This window comes from Jonesia quinghaiensis DSM 15701 (assembly GCF_000423205.1).
GTDB classification, from domain to species: Bacteria; Actinomycetota; Actinomycetes; order Actinomycetales; family Cellulomonadaceae; genus Jonesia; species Jonesia quinghaiensis.
In genome coordinates, this window is sequence record NZ_AUHN01000010.1 from 164,523 (window position 1) to 181,322 (window position 16,800).

The 16,800-nt window shown below is 56.7% G+C and carries 16 protein-coding genes; 3 read left to right on the plus strand and 13 right to left on the minus strand.

Features of this window, described 5'->3' with window-relative positions:
• Window positions 1–32: 32 nt before the first annotated feature.
• The 11 genes from G538_RS0110250 to G538_RS0110300 all read right to left on the minus strand — a co-directional run bounded on the left by G538_RS0110250 (window position 33) and on the right by G538_RS0110300 (window position 11,966).
• Window positions 33–1,247, minus strand: a complete 1,215-nt coding sequence (locus G538_RS0110250; protein WP_029069251.1) for a hypothetical protein — start codon at window positions 1,245–1,247, stop codon at window positions 33–35.
• Between the two features lie 35 nt (window positions 1,248–1,282).
• On the minus strand, window positions 1,283–2,065 hold the full coding sequence (locus tag G538_RS0110255) for a sulfite exporter TauE/SafE family protein (protein WP_157544444.1): 783 nt from the start codon (window positions 2,063–2,065) through the stop codon (window positions 1,283–1,285).
• A gap of 138 nt (window positions 2,066–2,203) precedes the next feature.
• On the minus strand, window positions 2,204–3,145 hold the full coding sequence (locus G538_RS0110260; protein WP_029069253.1) for an amino acid ABC transporter permease: 942 nt from the start codon (window positions 3,143–3,145) through the stop codon (window positions 2,204–2,206).
• Entirely contained in the window at window positions 3,142–3,816 is a 675-nt protein-coding gene (locus tag G538_RS0110265) for an amino acid ABC transporter permease (RefSeq protein ID WP_029069254.1), read from the minus strand. The genes G538_RS0110260 and G538_RS0110265 overlap by 4 nt, the downstream gene beginning before the upstream one ends.
• A gap of 84 nt (window positions 3,817–3,900) precedes the next feature.
• Window positions 3,901–4,734 (minus strand): glutamate ABC transporter substrate-binding protein, encoded by an 834-nt coding sequence (locus G538_RS0110270; RefSeq protein WP_029069255.1) that lies wholly within the window; start codon window positions 4,732–4,734, stop codon window positions 3,901–3,903.
• A gap of 68 nt (window positions 4,735–4,802) precedes the next feature.
• On the minus strand, window positions 4,803–5,576 hold the full coding sequence (locus tag G538_RS0110275) for an amino acid ABC transporter ATP-binding protein (protein ID WP_051196999.1): 774 nt from the start codon (window positions 5,574–5,576) through the stop codon (window positions 4,803–4,805).
• Between the two features lie 393 nt (window positions 5,577–5,969).
• Window positions 5,970–6,227 (minus strand): hypothetical protein, encoded by a 258-nt coding sequence (locus G538_RS0110280; RefSeq protein WP_029069257.1) that lies wholly within the window; start codon window positions 6,225–6,227, stop codon window positions 5,970–5,972.
• Window positions 6,224–8,092 (minus strand): ferrous iron transporter B, encoded by a 1,869-nt coding sequence (gene feoB / locus G538_RS0110285; protein ID WP_029069258.1) that lies wholly within the window; start codon window positions 8,090–8,092, stop codon window positions 6,224–6,226. The genes G538_RS0110280 and feoB overlap by 4 nt, the downstream gene beginning before the upstream one ends.
• A 2-nt stretch (window positions 8,093–8,094) precedes the next feature.
• Window positions 8,095–8,322 (minus strand): FeoA family protein, encoded by a 228-nt coding sequence (locus G538_RS16235; RefSeq protein ID WP_051196937.1) that lies wholly within the window; start codon window positions 8,320–8,322, stop codon window positions 8,095–8,097.
• 68 nt (window positions 8,323–8,390) lie between these two features.
• Window positions 8,391–9,791 carry a MocR-like pyridoxine biosynthesis transcription factor PdxR gene (gene pdxR / locus G538_RS0110295; protein ID WP_029069259.1) on the minus strand — a complete coding sequence of 467 codons (1,401 nt, stop codon included), beginning with the start codon at window positions 9,789–9,791 and terminating at the stop codon, window positions 8,391–8,393.
• Window positions 9,792–9,839: 48 nt separating this feature from the next.
• On the minus strand, window positions 9,840–11,966 hold the full coding sequence (locus G538_RS0110300; RefSeq protein ID WP_342664650.1) for a S9 family peptidase: 2,127 nt from the start codon (window positions 11,964–11,966) through the stop codon (window positions 9,840–9,842).
• A gap of 125 nt (window positions 11,967–12,091) precedes the next feature.
• On the opposite strand from G538_RS0110300, the gene pdxS reads away from it, so the two are divergent.
• Together pdxS and pdxT are read left to right on the plus strand one after the other, a co-directional pair.
• On the plus strand, window positions 12,092–12,997 hold the full coding sequence (gene pdxS, locus G538_RS0110305; protein WP_029069261.1) for a pyridoxal 5'-phosphate synthase lyase subunit PdxS: 906 nt from the start codon (window positions 12,092–12,094) through the stop codon (window positions 12,995–12,997).
• Window positions 12,994–13,581, plus strand: coding sequence for a pyridoxal 5'-phosphate synthase glutaminase subunit PdxT (gene pdxT, locus G538_RS0110310; protein WP_029069262.1), 588 nt, complete (start codon window positions 12,994–12,996; stop codon window positions 13,579–13,581). The genes pdxS and pdxT overlap by 4 nt, the downstream gene beginning before the upstream one ends.
• 76 nt (window positions 13,582–13,657) lie before the next feature.
• On the opposite strand, the gene G538_RS0110315 is transcribed toward pdxT, so the two are convergent.
• Window positions 13,658–14,335, minus strand: a complete 678-nt coding sequence (locus tag G538_RS0110315) for a response regulator transcription factor (protein WP_035834098.1) — start codon at window positions 14,333–14,335, stop codon at window positions 13,658–13,660.
• Entirely contained in the window at window positions 14,332–15,903 is a 1,572-nt protein-coding gene (locus tag G538_RS0110320; RefSeq protein ID WP_084618309.1) for a sensor histidine kinase, read from the minus strand. The genes G538_RS0110315 and G538_RS0110320 overlap by 4 nt, the downstream gene beginning before the upstream one ends.
• 138 nt (window positions 15,904–16,041) lie before the next feature.
• On the opposite strand from G538_RS0110320, the gene G538_RS17425 reads away from it, so the two are divergent.
• The gene (locus G538_RS17425) at window positions 16,042–16,773 is read left to right on the plus strand and encodes a DUF4352 domain-containing protein (RefSeq protein ID WP_157544426.1); all 732 of its coding nucleotides are present in this window, start codon (window positions 16,042–16,044) and stop codon (window positions 16,771–16,773) included.
• Window positions 16,774–16,800 lie beyond the last annotated feature (27 nt).

Consider the following 16,800-nt stretch of genomic DNA (forward strand, 5'->3'; position numbering starts at 1 on the left):
CCCGCTCCCACTGGGGGGCGGGCCTTTCCCTGTCACGGTACGTACAGACCTGGTAGCGCATCGTCGTCGAGGCGCCACGTGTGGGCGGTTTTCTCGTGGCTAGCAAAGGGCACAAACCATACGGTTAAGCCCGGTGACCATCCGGTGATTGAGCTGGCCCACTGCCCTGATGCAGGCATGTCTGGGATGTCGATAACGATTCCGGTCAGGTGAAGGTATGCCAAAGGTGTTAAGTACACGGCGTCCCAGTCTTGGCTCATGCTCAGCCAGTTAGGGGTTACCCACGCCCCGTCACGGCCAGTGTTGTGTTTCCAGCAACCTGCCATCGTTGCTGAGACGTCTTGTGGGTAAAGTGCGCATAATTGTGCCCAGTCGGCGGCTGTGTGAATTTCTTTGACGCGGGCAGTCGGTGGGGTAACTTGCCTAACTTCTTTCGCGTCTTCACCGAACGAATCTTCCACACAGTGGAGGGTCCAAGGCCCGTACTCTGGCACTGCCATGGAGGTCGCGGGCAGTTCATTTGACGGGCTAGACCACCATCGCCCTGACGAAACGTGCTGAGGGTGTCGGGCTAACTCGCGGACAGATCGCCGTTCTTCCTCGCGGTGGTCAAGAGCTTCTTGGGCGAGGACGGAAACAATGTCGTTGTCTCGAGCGATAAGAGCCGCCCGCGGGGCTCTATCGGTTTCGGAGTCAACGGGAACCATGTGCCATTGGTTGGTGGGGTCGTATGGTTGGCTGAGGAACCTGGCGGTTGGTGCACGAAGAAGGTGGTCTGCAATCCGTTCCAATGCACCTGATACTGCCGGGCTTGCGGTGAATTTTTCTTCACCACGAGGAGGTTGGCCCCACAGATGCATCGTGTTAGCTGCTTGTGACACTGCGCTCAGCAAGTGCGGGGCCGTCACGTCAGGTAGTGGTATGTCGTTCAGGAGCGCTGCCAATGTTGCTGGTGCCTGCACTTCGCCGAGCCCACCCTCTTGGGCATCTTTCACGTACTGGCTGTGAGCACTACGCAGTCCTTGTGTGCCTGGTTGAGGGAAAAGCATCAGTGTGGTTATCCCTTGCCCAACGTCATACGCGGTACCCGCGTAGTGGAGCGCATCGAGAAACGAGGTGAGCGGTGTCGCTGGCTGTGCTGGGGCATCGGGAGTGTCACTCCGCCGAGGGTCGTGGCTGCGCAACCATTCGATGCACATGGCACGCCCTGCTGGTGAGGCGAGTAGTTGCTGGGCGGTGATAGGCATCTCCCTACTGTATCCCTTATCAGGTTATGTCCTAATTACCACTCGTTAATAACATCCCACCCAAGCTTAACAATCAACGCACCGACCACAACAAGGAATGCTATCCGGACAAAACGTGAGCCGCGTGCAACGGCCATACGCGCGCCAACATAAGCACCGAAAACGTTCATCACCCCGATAATCAGCCCCAGGGACCACAGCACAGCGCCAGAGGGGATGAACAGCATCAAGGCACCAGCGTTAGTTGCCAAGTTGACTATCTTTGTGATGGCTGTAGCTGGCAAAAAGGAATAACCCAACCCCGCTACAAGGGCAATCACCAAGAAACTCCCCGTACCTGGGCCAAGAATTCCGTCGTAGAAACCAATCACTGCGCCCCACACCATCGCCACTGCTGTGTGTTTGTGCCCAGCCCAACGCAGGTTGTCGTGAGCCCCCAGTTGTGGGCGAACAATGGTGTACACGGCAACGATAATGAGCACAACCACCACGATGGGTTTGAGGGCTTCGGCCGGGAGGAGAATAGCTGCACGGGCTCCTGCGATGGCGGCAAGTAGCGCGGTCACCGCCATGGGAAGCGCTGTTCGCATGTCGGGATGCACAGCCCGATAGTAGGTTGTGGCGGATACCGACGTACCCATGATGGACCCGACTTTATTGGTGGCTAGCGCTTGAACTGGCGAAATTCCTGGCACCAGCAGCAATGCGGGAAGTTGAATGAGCCCGCCTCCCCCAACTACTGCGTCAACCCAACCAGCAGCAAAACCAGCGATCGCCAGGAGCAACAAGGTTCCCATGGTGAGCTCCAGGGCACCCATGCCTGGCAATGTTTGCGCTGTGTGCAGCATTATTGTTCTCATTTCTCACAACTGCACCCCAACGCTTTACCTGCGTTGGGGTGCAGTGTCGTGTGTGGTGTCACGGTGCTGAAAAACTCCGCACCAGTACTTCCCGATTTAGTTCGGGTTCGTAGGGTTCTGCCATGGCCGGTTGGGGAGGTCCGGTGGTTGCGAGATCGCCACGTGCGCGGCAGCAACCTCCACCTGTTGAGCCGGGGTGTTGGGAAGGCGAGTCTTTCCGCTAGTACGTGTCGACACTCGCGATGCGGCTAGTTCTGCGAACTTGCTGAGCGCATAGTTCAACAAAATAAACATGATCGCTGCAACAAGCATCGTTTGCAGAATCGGCATTGGCGAGCGTGACCCAAGGAGCCGCGCTTGGCGCAACAACTCAGGGTAGGTGACGATTTGACCAAGTGCGGAGTCTTTGAGGATCACGACAAATTGGCTGACCAGCGAGGGGAGCATCGCAAGGAGCGCCTGTGGGAGTTCGATGTAACGAATAGATTTTCCACGTGTCATGCCGATGGCCAAACCAGCTTCACGTTGCCCTTTGGGCAGGCCGTGGACACCTGAACGCACAAGTTCAGCGATAACCGCGCCGTTGTACAACGTCAATGCAACAACCACAGCGATCAGTGGCGCTTCACTGCGCGGAATGAAATCCATGCGAGAAAACAACACCCAGCCTGCAACCATCATGATCAGAACAGGTACCGCACGGAAGAACTCAACGACCACACCGCAGATCCAGCGGATTACTCGCGAGTTCGCAAGACGACCTACACCAAACAGGGTACCGATGACCGTTGCCAGAACGATAGACAACGCTGCAGCAATAAGCGTGTTTTGCAAACCTGGAAGGAGGAAGTTTGTCCACGCAGAAGCATCAAGGAGAGGTGTCCACAGTTCAGCACGTAGTTGACCGGCTTGCTGGAGCTGGACTACAGCCCACGTAACAATTCCAATGGCAAAAAGGAGTCCGATGACGTTGAAAATAAGGATCCGACGGCGGGCTTTGGGCCCGGGCGTATCAAAGAGGATGGAGTGTGAACTCATCGTGACACCGCCAATTTTTGGGAAAGGTATGTGGTGAGCATGCCCACTGGAATAACAAGAATGACGAAGCCCACTGCGATTGTCAGGAAGATAGGGATGACGTAGTTTCCGTTGCTTTCAATCATTTCTCGCATGAGGATTGATACTTCAGCAACCGACGCAGCCGCCGCGACAGTGGTGTTTTTAATCAGCGCGATAAGTGTGTTGCCAAGTGGTGCAATGGCTCCACGGAATGCTTGAGGCATAATCACTAAACGGGCGGCGGGAAGGAAACTTAACCCGATTGCGCGCGCAGCTTCTGCTTGCCCGACAGGAACCGTATTAACACCAGAGCGAATGGCTTCGCAAAAAAACGAGGCGTGGTACAGCGAAAGACTTAACACCGCAAGCCAGAAGAAATTCTGGTTGAAATTATCGCTGAATGACACGTTGAAGATGGGCCACAGGACGAGAATCGCGAATACCACTATCACTGTGAGCGGAGTGTTCCGCATCAAGTTGACGTACGAAGCACCAAAACCTCGTAGCGAGGGAACTGGGGAAATCCTCATCATGGCCAGCACTAAGCCAAGCAGCAAAGCAAACACTGCACTGAAGAAAGCAAGCTGGATATTGACCCAGTAAGCTCCCAGAATGTCATAGTTCGTGAGGACATCCAGAAAATCTGACACGCTCAGTCCGTTCCTTTCACAGGGAGGCGATCAGCCATGTGGCACTGGCGCACGACGTGCTAACCAGTGCCACATGATGGGTTATCAGGCCGCGCACTCCACGAGTGTTGGAGGGTTTAGGTCAGCGTTTGGAACAAACCCGGTGCCATCGGTTGCTGCGTCGATTGCTTCTTGCCAGCTGCCGTCATCAAACATTTCCGTCAGGGCTTCGTTGATCGCTGTGCACTGGTCAGAGCCTTCTGGGATGCCCACTCCGTAACGCTCCTCGGAGAAGGGATTGCCCACGACCTTCATCGCACCTGAGCCTTCTTCAGCAGCCAATCCGGCCAAGATGATGTCGTCAGTAGTGACCGCATCTACCTGTCCACCGGTCAGGAGGGACAGGCACTCTGAGTAGCCCGGCTGCTCAACAAGGTTGATTTCAGAGCCAGTGTCATACGTGTCTTTGACACGTTGCGCTGAGGTGGAACCAGACACGGAGCACAGGTTTTTCCCCGAGAGGGATTCTGGGCCAGTGATGTCCATGTCGTCTGCCCGCACGAGAAGGTCTTGGCCGGCAACAAAGTATGGTCCAGCAAAGTCAACCACCTGGTCGCGTTCTTCGGTGATCGAGTAGGTCGCGAAAATCATGTCGACTTGGTCGCCTTCAAGCATTGTTTCGCGGTTTGCAGAAATCGCTTCAACAAACTCAATTTGGTCTTCGGTGTAGCCCAATTTGTCAGCGACGTATTTGGCCACATCAACGTCGAACCCGGTGTACGTTTCGCCGTCTTTGAAGCCGAGGCCAGGCTGGTCGAACTTAATACCGATGGTGAGGCTGTCACTGTCTTGCGTGGTCGACTCATCGCTGGAGCAGCCAGCGAGAAACAGGGCGGATACTGCGGCACAAGCCATAAGAGTGTGTCGGGTGGTGCGCATCGTGTTCTCCTTGAGTTTCGTGCGAGATCGGTCAGAGGTGCAGTGTCATACAGTGCGATACGTTGGCTCTAGTGGGTCAGGATTTTGCTGAGAAAATCCTTGGCTCGTTCACTTTGTGGGTTATCGAAGAACTGGTCTGGTGGAGCTTGTTCCACGATGCGCCCGTCTGCCATGAAGACCACGCGGTCAGCGGCTTTGCGCGCAAACCCCATTTCGTGGGTGACAACAACCATGGTCATCCCTTCGCTGGCGAGGGACACCATGACATCGAGGACCTCGTTGACCATTTCCGGGTCGAGTGCAGAGGTCGGCTCATCGAACAACATCACTTTTGGTTGCATTGCTAGCGCTCGGGCGATGGCAACACGCTGCTGTTGGCCACCGGATAGCTGGGCAGGGAGTTTGTTGGCCTGGTTGGCAACACCGACCCGTTCCAGCAGTTCCATGGCTTGTTTTTTTGCTTCAGCAGGCTTCAGGCGGCGCACCTTGAGGGGGCCAAGGGTGACATTCTCCAGAATGCTTTTGTGAGCAAACAGGTTGAATGATTGGAAGACCATCCCTACATCTGCCCGCAAGCGAGCTAGGGGCTTGCCTTCCTCTGGCAATTTTTGCCCGTCCAATGTGATGCTGCCTGAGTTGATGGGCTCCAATCGGTTGATCGCCCGACACAGGGTGGACTTCCCAGACCCGGAGGGCCCAATCACTACCAGCACTTCCCCCCGTTTCACATCGAGGTTGATGTCCTGCAGCACGTGGAGTGCACCAAAGTACTTATTGACGTCGGTCAGGCTGACAAGCACGTCTGACGATGCTTCAGCCGGTTGGGTGGCAGGCGCATCCATCCCTGGGTTATCCATCATGCTCCTTGGTGTGTCTCGGCGACGTTGCCTCATTGTTGCCCATAGGCCATGTCGGGTTGTGAACAATCATGTTTCATCGTTGTTTCGCCCGCCAGTTCACGGTCACACTGAGGCCGTATCGTTACTTTTCACCCGGGAAACATCGTCGCTGGCCACGCACGGAACGTCCGGTGGCGGCTGGCAGATAGTGGCGCAACAACAATGGTGGCCGATGGGGACTTCTGCTCCCCCATGGGAGGACTTGGTGAGTGGATCGTTGCGTGGAAGAGTTCCAAAAACACAACAGGATCGCCGATTGGACCGCTTGTTTATATTGTCTGGAGTGTCGACGCGCGCGGCCTTCGCGGCGTCGTTACGCCGTGTGCGTGGCTTTGTTTAGCGAGCTATGTGGGTTTCTTGGCCGCATTGGCGTGAGAAAAAACAGCCTCGGCACGTTACAGCCACACACCCAGCGGAGGTTGTGGTGTTCCGTGGAACAGGAAGGTCGTTACGTGTTTCTCGGATCATTAATCGCACAAGATCCACTGGCATCCCTGTTGCACGGGCTGCAGCGGGCACGGATGCGCCTGCATTGAGAGCATCGTTAACCTGCCGCAGCACTCCGCGATTGATGGCCGTGGGCTGGGTGATCATAGCAGGCGGCCCACCTGGAACACCACAACCGCAAGCACCCAGGCGAAGGTGAGGGAACCTGCTGCTGCGAGCGCGGTGATACGTCCGCCAAAGAGCCGGCGTTGTTCGGCGACAGTCACGAGGCACGGGGTATAGACCAAGCAGAACACCATGAAGGCGAGAGCTGCGGCTCCGGGGTGGCCACCTGAGGATTCATCGAAGGTTGCTCGGAGTCTGGCGCCGAGGTCTCCGGCGAGTGCGGGGTCTTGGGGTTCGTCGACACCGTAGGTGGTGGCGAAGGTTCCCACGACTGCTTCTTTGGCGACGAAACCGGTGATGAGTGCTGCGCTGGCGTGCCAGTCATCGAAACCTGCTGGGGCGAAGATGGGGGCGATGGTATCTGCGGTGGCTCCGAAGAGGGATTCGTGGGCTGGCATTGTGGGGTCGCCGATGCTGTATTCGCTGGTTGCGGGAAAGGCCATGAGTACCCATACCCCAAGCGATAGCGACAAGATGAGCACCCCGGCTCGGGTGATGAAGGAGGTGCACCTGATGAATACTGCGCGGCCTAGTTGGGTGAGGCGTGGCGTTTGGTAGGCGGGTAAAACAAGGAGTAACGGTTGGCTGACTGCGCTGCGAAATGCTGTTCGCGATAACACGAGTGCGCCGAGGGTGATAGTGAGTGCTGATGCCAGGTACATGAGGAACACTACTGTTCCCGCGTGGTTGGGGAAGAACGCTGAGGCGAGGAACAGGTAGATCACTAGGCGGGCGGTGCACGATGAGAAAGGGACGAGCAAGCCGGTGAGGAGTCGGTGGCGGGAGTCTGGGATGGTTTTTGTTGCTGAGAGGGCAGGTATGTTGCAACCGAATCCGATGACTAGCGGCAGGATCGCGCGCCCGTCGAGTCCGAGTTTTTGCATGACGTGGTTTCCCATGACGGCGACTCGGGCGAGATATCCGCTGTCTTCGAGGAGGTAGATGAGCGTGAAGATGATGACCATGAGGGGGAGGAAACTGAGTACTGTCCCCACGCCCCCTAGTAGGCCGTCTACAAGCATGGAGTCTACCCATGGCGGTGCGTGCAGTGCGCTTGTCAGTGCGAGGAGGCCGGTGGTCACTGGGCCGGTGATGAAGGATTCGGCGAGGTCTTGAAGGGGGCCTGCGACTGTGGTGGTGAGGTGGAATGTTGACCACAATACGGCGAAGAATAGTGGGATACCCAACCATGGCCGTAGTAGCCAGGAATCGATGGTGTCGGTGGGGGTTGTGGTAGCTGTGTCGTTGACTTCTGCCGCGTCGAGCACACTGGCAACCCAGTCAAAAATGTGTTCTGGGGAGGATTCGTGTGGTGTGATTTTTTGTTGAGCTGGTGGGGCCGCTGGCGCATTCAGGTGCTGTGTGACGGCGTGGGCGAGGTCGTTGATGCCGTGGCTTGTGCGGGGGTTGAGCTCAACAATTGGGATACCCACTGCATGTGCTAACGCAGCGGTGTTGATGGTGCTGCCTCGGGTGTGGGCGACATCGTTCAGGGTGAGCGCACCGATGATGGTGGCACCGTGTTGTTGCACTTGGCGCAAGAGGTAGAGGGACGATGCGAGGGCGGTTGCGTCCAGCACCACGATAACAAGGTCATCGGGTGCAGATTTCTCGGCCAGGCGCGAGATTTCTTGTGCGGTGACTTCCTCGTCAGGTGACTGTGGCAGCAGCGAGTACGTGCCAGGTAAGTCAACGAGACCTGTCGTTGTGGTGTCGTCTAGCCGCCACGTTCCGGTTTCCATGGTCACCGTTGTGCGTGGGGCGTTCATGGTTTTTTGCCGTGACCCTGTCAACGTGTTGAACAAGGTTGATTTTCCAACATTTGGGTGGCCGACAAGAAGTATCACAGTCAGGCTCCAATGGTGGTGACGGTGACGTGTTGTGTGGTGCTGCGGTCAAGCGCGATCCGTTGATGTTGAACAACAACGATCCTGGTGCCGAATGGTGCGCGATGCATAACCGTGATGTTCTGACCAGGGTAAATGCCCATTTCCGCCAACCGCCGTTGGTGTGCGGGCGGGGCTTCAACCTGATGGACGTGGTGGGCAACACCCGCTGGGCATTCGGACAGCAACATGACTCATACGTTAGGTGAGGTTAGGCTTCCCTACTCAGGGCCAAAGTCCCGACATGCTTGACTACTACTCACTCACCGATACAAGCAGCAAGAACCCTGAGAACCTCACGCAACTCATCCTCACCGCACTGTACATAGTTCACTACCACCCCAGGTTCCGCGACATCACGACCCCAATAATGCGAAAGATCCTGCACATCAACACCCATTCCCGCACAGGCAGCAACAACCTCACGCGCAACACCCGCATGCTCCACAGAAATCACCGCATGCGCCCCCGAGGTCAACATCACCGGCACAGAAAGAACCTCAGCGATCACCTCACGGCGGCGCAAAATATCGCGACGTCGACGAATAATCCGCCGACGCAACCCACCGCTTTCCAAAAACGTTGCCACCGCGCGCTGCGTTATAGCCGAAGCCCCTAATCCCAAATCACGCTGAGTGGAACGCAGCTGCCCACTCCAAGCCGGCGGAGCAATCAGATACCCAATACGCACCTCAGGGGTAAGAACCTGATTAAACGTTCCCAAGTGAATTACCTGATCAGGCGCTAAATCCCACAACGTTGGTAGCGGCGGTCCAACATGGCGGTAATCAGCATCCAAGTCATCTTCAATAACAAGAATCTCCTCCTGACCGGCATGCGCCAACAAATCCATCCGCCGTGGAGCGGGCATCGCCCCACCAGCAGGAAAAACATGATTCGGAGTCACCAAAACAGCATCCACATGATCCGGCAGCTCCTGCGGAACGATCCCCTCAGCATCACTACGAACCGGCACAACACCAGTACCAAGACGATCCAACACCCGATGAAGCCCCGGATAGCCTGGAGACTCAACAGCAACGGTCGGTGCCCCCTGAGCAGCCAACACCAACATCAGTCCTTCACGAGCACCAGCCGTAATCAAAATGCGCTCAGGATCAACAGCCATCGACCGCATCTCTTGCAGATGCTCAGCCACAGCCTCCCGCATCATTACCAAGCCAGGTGATGCAGAACCAGAAGAAGGCCCCTGCGACGTCGCCGCCCGCCGCCACGCCTCCCGCCACGACGAGTCATCAATCGTGGCATCTACCCACGAACGTGACTCACCCCGCACTCCCCCATCAGAAGGCGCCACCTGCTCACGCCCACCGTCAGCAACACCACCACGTAGTATCACCGACTGCCCGTCACGCCCACCACCACCCCGAACAGCTACAACACGCTGAGCACCTGGGTGCACCCTCGTAGCGCCCCCAGGCGTAGAAACAAGGTAAGACTCTGACACCAACTGGTCGTATGCACCAACCACTGTGCCCCGCGCAACCGAAAGTCGCTGCGCCAAAGACCGCGTCGACGGTAGCGCTTGCCCAGGAGCCAAACGGCCAACCGAAATCAGCCCCCGAATCCCACCCGCGATTTGCGTCGCAAGTGGGACCCGGGAGGAGCGGTCAAGCACGACAGGAATCTCAGCGCCCATAACAAACACCACACTCCACACGCCTAACCGCCCACAACAACGCCATAGTCACGTCACAGGCAGGTACTTATCCCACCAACCAAGAATCGCATCGAATCGCTGCCGGCGATGCCACGGAGTACCACTACGCGACAACTCATGATTCTCACCAGGGAACACCACAAACTGCGACTCAACGCCACCATGACGTAACGCCAACGCATAACGCTGCGCCTGCTCCAACGGACACCGCAAATCAAGCTCAGAATGCATCACACACGTCGGTGTACGAACCTGATCAACGACTGCCATCGGGCTCTGCGCCAACACCTGATCGACCTCAACCCCGGTGTACTCCTGCGCAAAAAACCACCCAATGTCAGAAGGCCCCGCAAACGTCAGCGGATCAAGGAACCCACGCTCCACAATCGCACCACTAAACCGGTGATCATGAGCAATAATCCACGCCGTCAAATACCCACCATACGAACCACCAAGAACACCAACCCGGTCACCATCAAGATCAGGATCACTCGCCGTCACAGCATCAAGCAACGCCAACACGTCATCCTTATCCACAGTGCCCATAGCCCCCTTAATCACCCGGCCATGAGCCTGCCCATACCCCGCGCTCCCTCGAGGATTAGCCTGCACCACCGCATACCCAGCCTGGGCATACACCTGAGCCTCATCAAAATACGCCCACTGATAGTCAGCAAACGGACCACCATGAATATTCAGCAACACCGGGTGAGGGCCAGGCGTCGACGGTTTATAAAGCCACCCATGCACAGGGTAGCCATCAGGGGCGCTTGCGGTGATCTCAACCTGTTCAACGACCTGGGTTTTGTCACGCAACGCTGCCGCAAAGTCAGTGAGAACTGTAAACTCCCCGCCATCAACGACCACCGCGATCTCCCCTGGCGTCACCGGATCGGTATATGCCATCGCCACGGTCTTGTCGGCTGCAGCAACCCCGGTAACCACTCGCTGCCCTGTGACTACTGGCGTCACTGTTGCGGTGCTGTGGTTATCCTCTGCGGGTTCTATGAGGTGTAGTTCACCAGCACCTCGGACTCGTGCGATGGCAAGCACACCTGAACCATGCGGTACGAGTGCGCCTGTTGGCGCGTAGTCAACGTGTTCCAAATCGGTGAGCAGTTCTGCAGTCAACGCAGGCAAAGAAGCCGTTGGAACCGCGTACACACCAACGTTGCGGGCAACAAAATCCCGCCCGGTTGGGCCAAGGTCGTGCCCCAACGCAAACAGTGTGTCTCCCTGCGCACCGAAGGCCGCAGAACTGAACGACACCTTCGCCTCAGCACCACCGAGGACACACTGTGCCTGTGGTGGGGTAACATCCCATTCCTTCTTGTCTTTCACCTCAACACCCGCATGAAGTTCCACCCGGTAGATACCGGTGATGAGGTCGTCATCACGGCGGTCATGCTGAGCTGACGTGAAGTACACGTGGCGCCCATCTGGGCTAACCACGGGCTGCGACGCCGAATACGCAGGGTCGCTCAGCACATGACACGTCGGGTATTCCAACCGATCACCTGCCACCCCATCATTGGCGCGGCTTTCGTCCGTGTCGAGCGCAGAATCCTGTGCCTGTTGCGCTGCAACGCGTCCCACCGGGGTGAGGAACGGTTCGCTATCCACGGGGGGTACCGTCACCACATACAGGGCAGATAATCGGTCGTAGGACCAGCCCACCCCATTGCTGATGGTTTGGTTTGTCGTGACTACGCGGGGATCTTCAGCACCAGCAGAAACTCCCTCCACCGTCCCATACCGGCCAGGGCGGGCTGTCGCTGAGGTAAACACGATGCGCGATGAGTCAGGCGTCCACGTGAAGGAGCTGACACCCAAGTGACGGTTCGTGATGATGAGGGGTTCGCCGCCTCGAGCATCGAGAAGCGCAAGTTGAGGGCGTCCACGGTCATCCGGCCTCAGAAAAGCTATCAGTGTTCCATCGGGAGAGTACTGCGGAGCAGCGTCGCGCACTCCGCGTGTGAAGCGACGGGGTGGCGATGAACCATCAACTGGAATCTGCCACAGCTGACCGACATAACTGTCGGTGGTAAAACTTGGCCGCGAGGTTGCCGTGACAATGGTGCTGCCATCTGGGGAAACCGTAGGAGTAGAAACGGAGACAAGGAGATCAAGGTGTTGTGGTTGCACAGCAACCACGCTACTCCTCCACACCTCAACTGGTCTAGTGAATCTTTCACTAACTGGCTCTACACATAGACCAGCTGGTGCGCCATGCTGGAGGCTGACCACCACGCACAGCCAGAACCGCGCAGGAGAACCTTATGACCACTGATTCAACCACCCCATCCCCCGCGCCAGCATCACGCGTGAACACCGGGCTGGCTCGCATGCTGAAAGGCGGGGTCATCATGGACGTCGTCAACGCCGAGCAGGCACGCATCGCCGAAGACGCAGGCGCCGTTGCCGTCATGGCACTGGAACGCGTGCCAGCCGACATCCGCGCACAGGGCGGCGTAGCCCGCATGAGCGACCCCGACCTCATCGATGGCATCATCAACGCTGTGTCCATCCCCGTCATGGCTAAAGCACGCATCGGCCACTTCGTTGAGGCACAAGTCCTTCAAGCACTCGGTGTCGACTACATTGACGAATCTGAAGTGTTGTCCCCAGCAGACTTCATCCACCACATCGACAAGCGGTCATTTGATGTCCCGTTCGTGTGCGGTGCCACAAACCTTGGTGAGGCGCTGCGCCGAATCACCGAAGGTGCTGCCATGATCCGGTCAAAAGGCGAGGCCGGCACCGGTGACGTCTCCGAAGCGATGAAGCACATTCGCACCATCACCCAAGAAATCGCTCAGCTCGCTGCTCTGCCACACGACGAACTTTACGTGGCAGCTAAAGAACTCCAAGCCCCATACGACCTTGTGGTTGAGGTTGCCCGCGCCAAGCAACTGCCTGTTGTCATGTTTGTCGCCGGTGGGGTTGCCACTCCAGCGGATGCAGCGATGATGATGCAACTTGGCGCTGACGGCGTATTCGTTGGTTCCGGTATCTTCAAATCTGGCGACCCGGCAGCCCGCGCAAAAGCAATTGTTCACGCCACGACCCACTACAACGACCCAGCCGAAATCGCTCGGGTTTCCCGCGGGCTCGGTGAAGCAATGGTTGGCATCAACGTGGCAGATGTCCCTGCACCGCACCGCCTCTCGGAGCGCGGCTGGTGACAATTCGCCGAACTATTGGTGTGCTCGCCCTGCAAGGCGCAGTCAGCGAGCACGCCTCTATCCTCACTGACCTTGGCGCACACGTTATCCTTGTGCGGCGCACCGAACACCTGAACGGCCTGGATGGTTTGGTGATTCCTGGCGGGGAATCCACCGCCATCGCACGGATCGCAGCCCCTTTGGGGTTGTTCCCTGCCGTGCGGAACCTTGTAAGCGGCGGGTTGCCAGTGTTTGGAACATGCGCAGGGCTCATTTTGCTGGCACACACGGTGGAGGACGCCGATGCGCTAGCCGGGTTTGACCGTATCGCCACGTTGGATATCACAGCGCAACGCAATGCTTACGGCAATCAACTTGCGTCACGAGAAGCGCCAGTCGACTTCATGCCAACCCCCACTGTGCAACCAGTCGCCGCTTTCATCCGCGCACCACACATCTCCAGTGTGGGCCCACGGGCGAAAGTCATTGCCACAGCTGACGGTGTACCTGTTGCCGTACAACAAGACAATCAGTTAGCCGCTACGTTCCACCCCGAAATCACCGGCGAATCAGCATTTCACCACTACTTTTTGTCGCTGGTTTAGGAAAACAACACAGGGTGGCGGCGGAGGCCGCAATCTAGACAACGGACACACCGCATCTCAACAAATCGCCATGACATCATGTCACCAACCCTCCACGCACAGCATGAGTGGCAAGTTGGACACGGTTTTCCGAACCTGTTTTCTCCATAGCGCTTTTCAGATGTGTTTTTACCGTCGCTTCACCGATAAACAGGCGCTGAGCGACATCACTATTCGACAGTCCCTGCGCGACAAGTGACACTACCGCAACCTCGCGTTCAGTCAGTGCCGCCAAGAGGTTCTGAGAAAATAGGGCAGTACTTGATCGTTCGCCGTGTTGCAGTTGTTGAAGTACGACACGGGCGGCCCTGTGCGACAGCGCACCCTCCCCAGCAGCGACTTGCTGGACCGCAGTAGCGATGTCATCAGGAGACGAATCTTTCGACAGAAAACCAGCGACACCGGCATCAATTGCATCGACAATAGCCGCATCCGTGTCGAATGAAGTGATCGCGATGACACCTGGTGGGTGCGGGAGTTCGCGTAACTGCCGCGCAGCGTCGATTCCTGACACACGGGCCATACGGATGTCCATGATCACGACATCGGGAAAATGTGCTTGGACAGTGTCGATAACCTGATCACCATCAGTGCACTCAGCTACCACCGCCATACCTTTGGCGTGAAGAATAGTGGTGAGCAACCGGCGGACCATCGTGTCGTCATCAACAATGACAACGCGAATCTGCGACGTACTGTCCATGGTGCCTGTCATGAAACTTCTCGTTCTGTCCAAGGCAACGATGCGTTGAGGAACCACACGCCGCTGATTTCTGCACTGCTGACTGATCCTCCAACAGCACGTGCTCGTTCTTTCATTCCGGGGATACCAGCATGAGAACTTTTCCCTTGATATGCCAGACGGGCAGTCGGGGATATCTCGTTAGTGATGGAAACGTGTACCCCAACACCTGGTGCTGCAATAATTCGTGCGTCAATGGGTAAACCGCTGGAATACCGGATCGCATTGGTCAGACCCTCTTGAACAATTCGATACATTGCTGTCGCTAGTGGGGCTGGCATCACTTCGGTTCGATGCAAGGTCACTTGCGAAACGACGTTGGCGCCGGAATCTTTTGCCTCCGCGATAAGTGCGTCGAGGTCGGTGGCCGTGGGCACCGTGCCGGTGTAACCGCCGTCGCCGGAATCTCGCAGAGAGGTGATTAACCCACGCATCTCATCGAGCGCTTTATGCACAGATTCTCGCATTGCTTTCGCACTCTCGGGCACTGTTGGGTCAGTCGAGGTAACTTCAAGTGCCGATGCTTGCAATGACAACAGCGAAAGTTGATGAGCAACGGTGTCATGCATTTCTCGTGCAATCTGCTCTCGCTCTTGTTGGCGACTCAAATGCTCACGTAACACTTGGGCGGTTTTTTCATGTTCTTGTGAGTTCTCCTTCGCAGCACGTTCAGATTGCTGCGCGAGAGAAACGTTCGCAACTGCTTGGTGCGCGGTTTCCACAGCCCGGGTGGTTGTGGCGTGGAGGCGTCGAAGAGAACCAATTCCCACAGCGATGCCATAAATGATCAACGCACCGACCACATACTGGGTGACGCTGAGGCGACTAATAGTGCCAGTTACGTCATCTGTTGAGGTGAACATCGCGGAGTCAAGTGGTCGCCTGACTTCCTGCCATAGCCCGAAAACAGTCATGGCAGCTGCGATACCAGCACCCCAGATCACTTGCTTACGTGTTCCTTTGGCGATCAGCCAATTCACTGCAATCAGCACACCGAGGGGCCCAAGTGGAAAAATCACCGCAAGAATGACGTTGGTGATGAAGACATTCAACGGGCGCCGCATACGGCTGAGCATAGATAGACCTGCCCACACTGCGGCGGCAAAACTCGCAAGGGCATATATGCCACCGAACGCTGACAGCGTTTCGGGCATGGCGTACGCAGCCCACGCCATACCAATAAATCCCACCCACCCGATAGCGTTGACTGTGCCAAAGAAGGAGAGGATTTTCCAAGCCAGACTGCGTTGCGGCTCAAGCGAGTGGTCAACACGATGATGCCGTTCAGCGTCCGGTGGGCCTGACAACACCTGATCGGCCCGCAGTGGAGGCATTAAGTCGGCCGCTTGCCCCCACCCACCAGCCATCGCCTGCCCATTCGCGGTTGGCCATGACGCATATGGGGATCGTTCACTGGATGGATCGCGGTATGGGAAGTCTCCAGCCGCAGGTGAAGGTCTAGGGGACTTGGAACTACCACCTGGCGGCGCGAAACGCGAGTGATCGTCACGCCGAGACGGGAGATCAGCGGGGGAACTCATGGCAGAAGCCTACCGACTTCTTTGACAATCCCACTCCCCCAAGTGGAGTTTGTGATTCATCCGATCGGGGGAGGTGACGTATTCGCTGTTCAAGGACTCTTAGAGGTGTTAGCCAGTCAACCTGCGAAAGGGCACCCCATGAGTTCTGACAATCGATTCTCTCCACCACAACCCTTTAGTGCACAATCTGGCCCACAGGCGACAAGCCACGGGCCGCAACATCCCAGCGGAGGAAACGACCCGAGTTCGATTCAACCGCCGCTTGGTTCGCATCCAACACAGCGAAAAAATTGGTTTGCTCGACACAAATTCCTCACCGCGTTAGGCATTATCGCAACACTTATCGTCGTTGGGAGTGCACTGGGCGGGGGCACCTCACCCAGCGACAATGTCGCAGCATCAACGGACTCGACAAACAACAGCGGAGAATCATCTACGCAGGAGTCTGTCCCAGGAATTGGTGAAAATGTTACGGCTGGAGACATGTCCTATACAGTCACCGCTATTGACACAACGGACACTGTCGGACCTTCTTTTCTCTCCTCAACAGCTAAGGGAACATTCGTTCTGGTCACTGTCGAGGTAACGAATAACTCCAACGAATCATCGATGGTCGATTCGTCTTTCTTCACGCTTCGCAATGGCGAGAAGTCATATCAGGCAGATAGTTCAGCATCAATGTACGCAAACACCGATGAAGATGGCGATTCTTCATCCTTTTTTATCGAGAATCTTAACCCTGATCTCACCATGACTGGAATTGTTGTCTTTGATGTTCCAGAATCAATCGCTTCCGCTACCGATAATGTCTTGCAAGCTCAAACTGGTTTCTGGGGCACAGAAACTGTTGATATTGCACTTTCCAAGTAACAGCCGTTGGCCCTAACCACGTGAGGG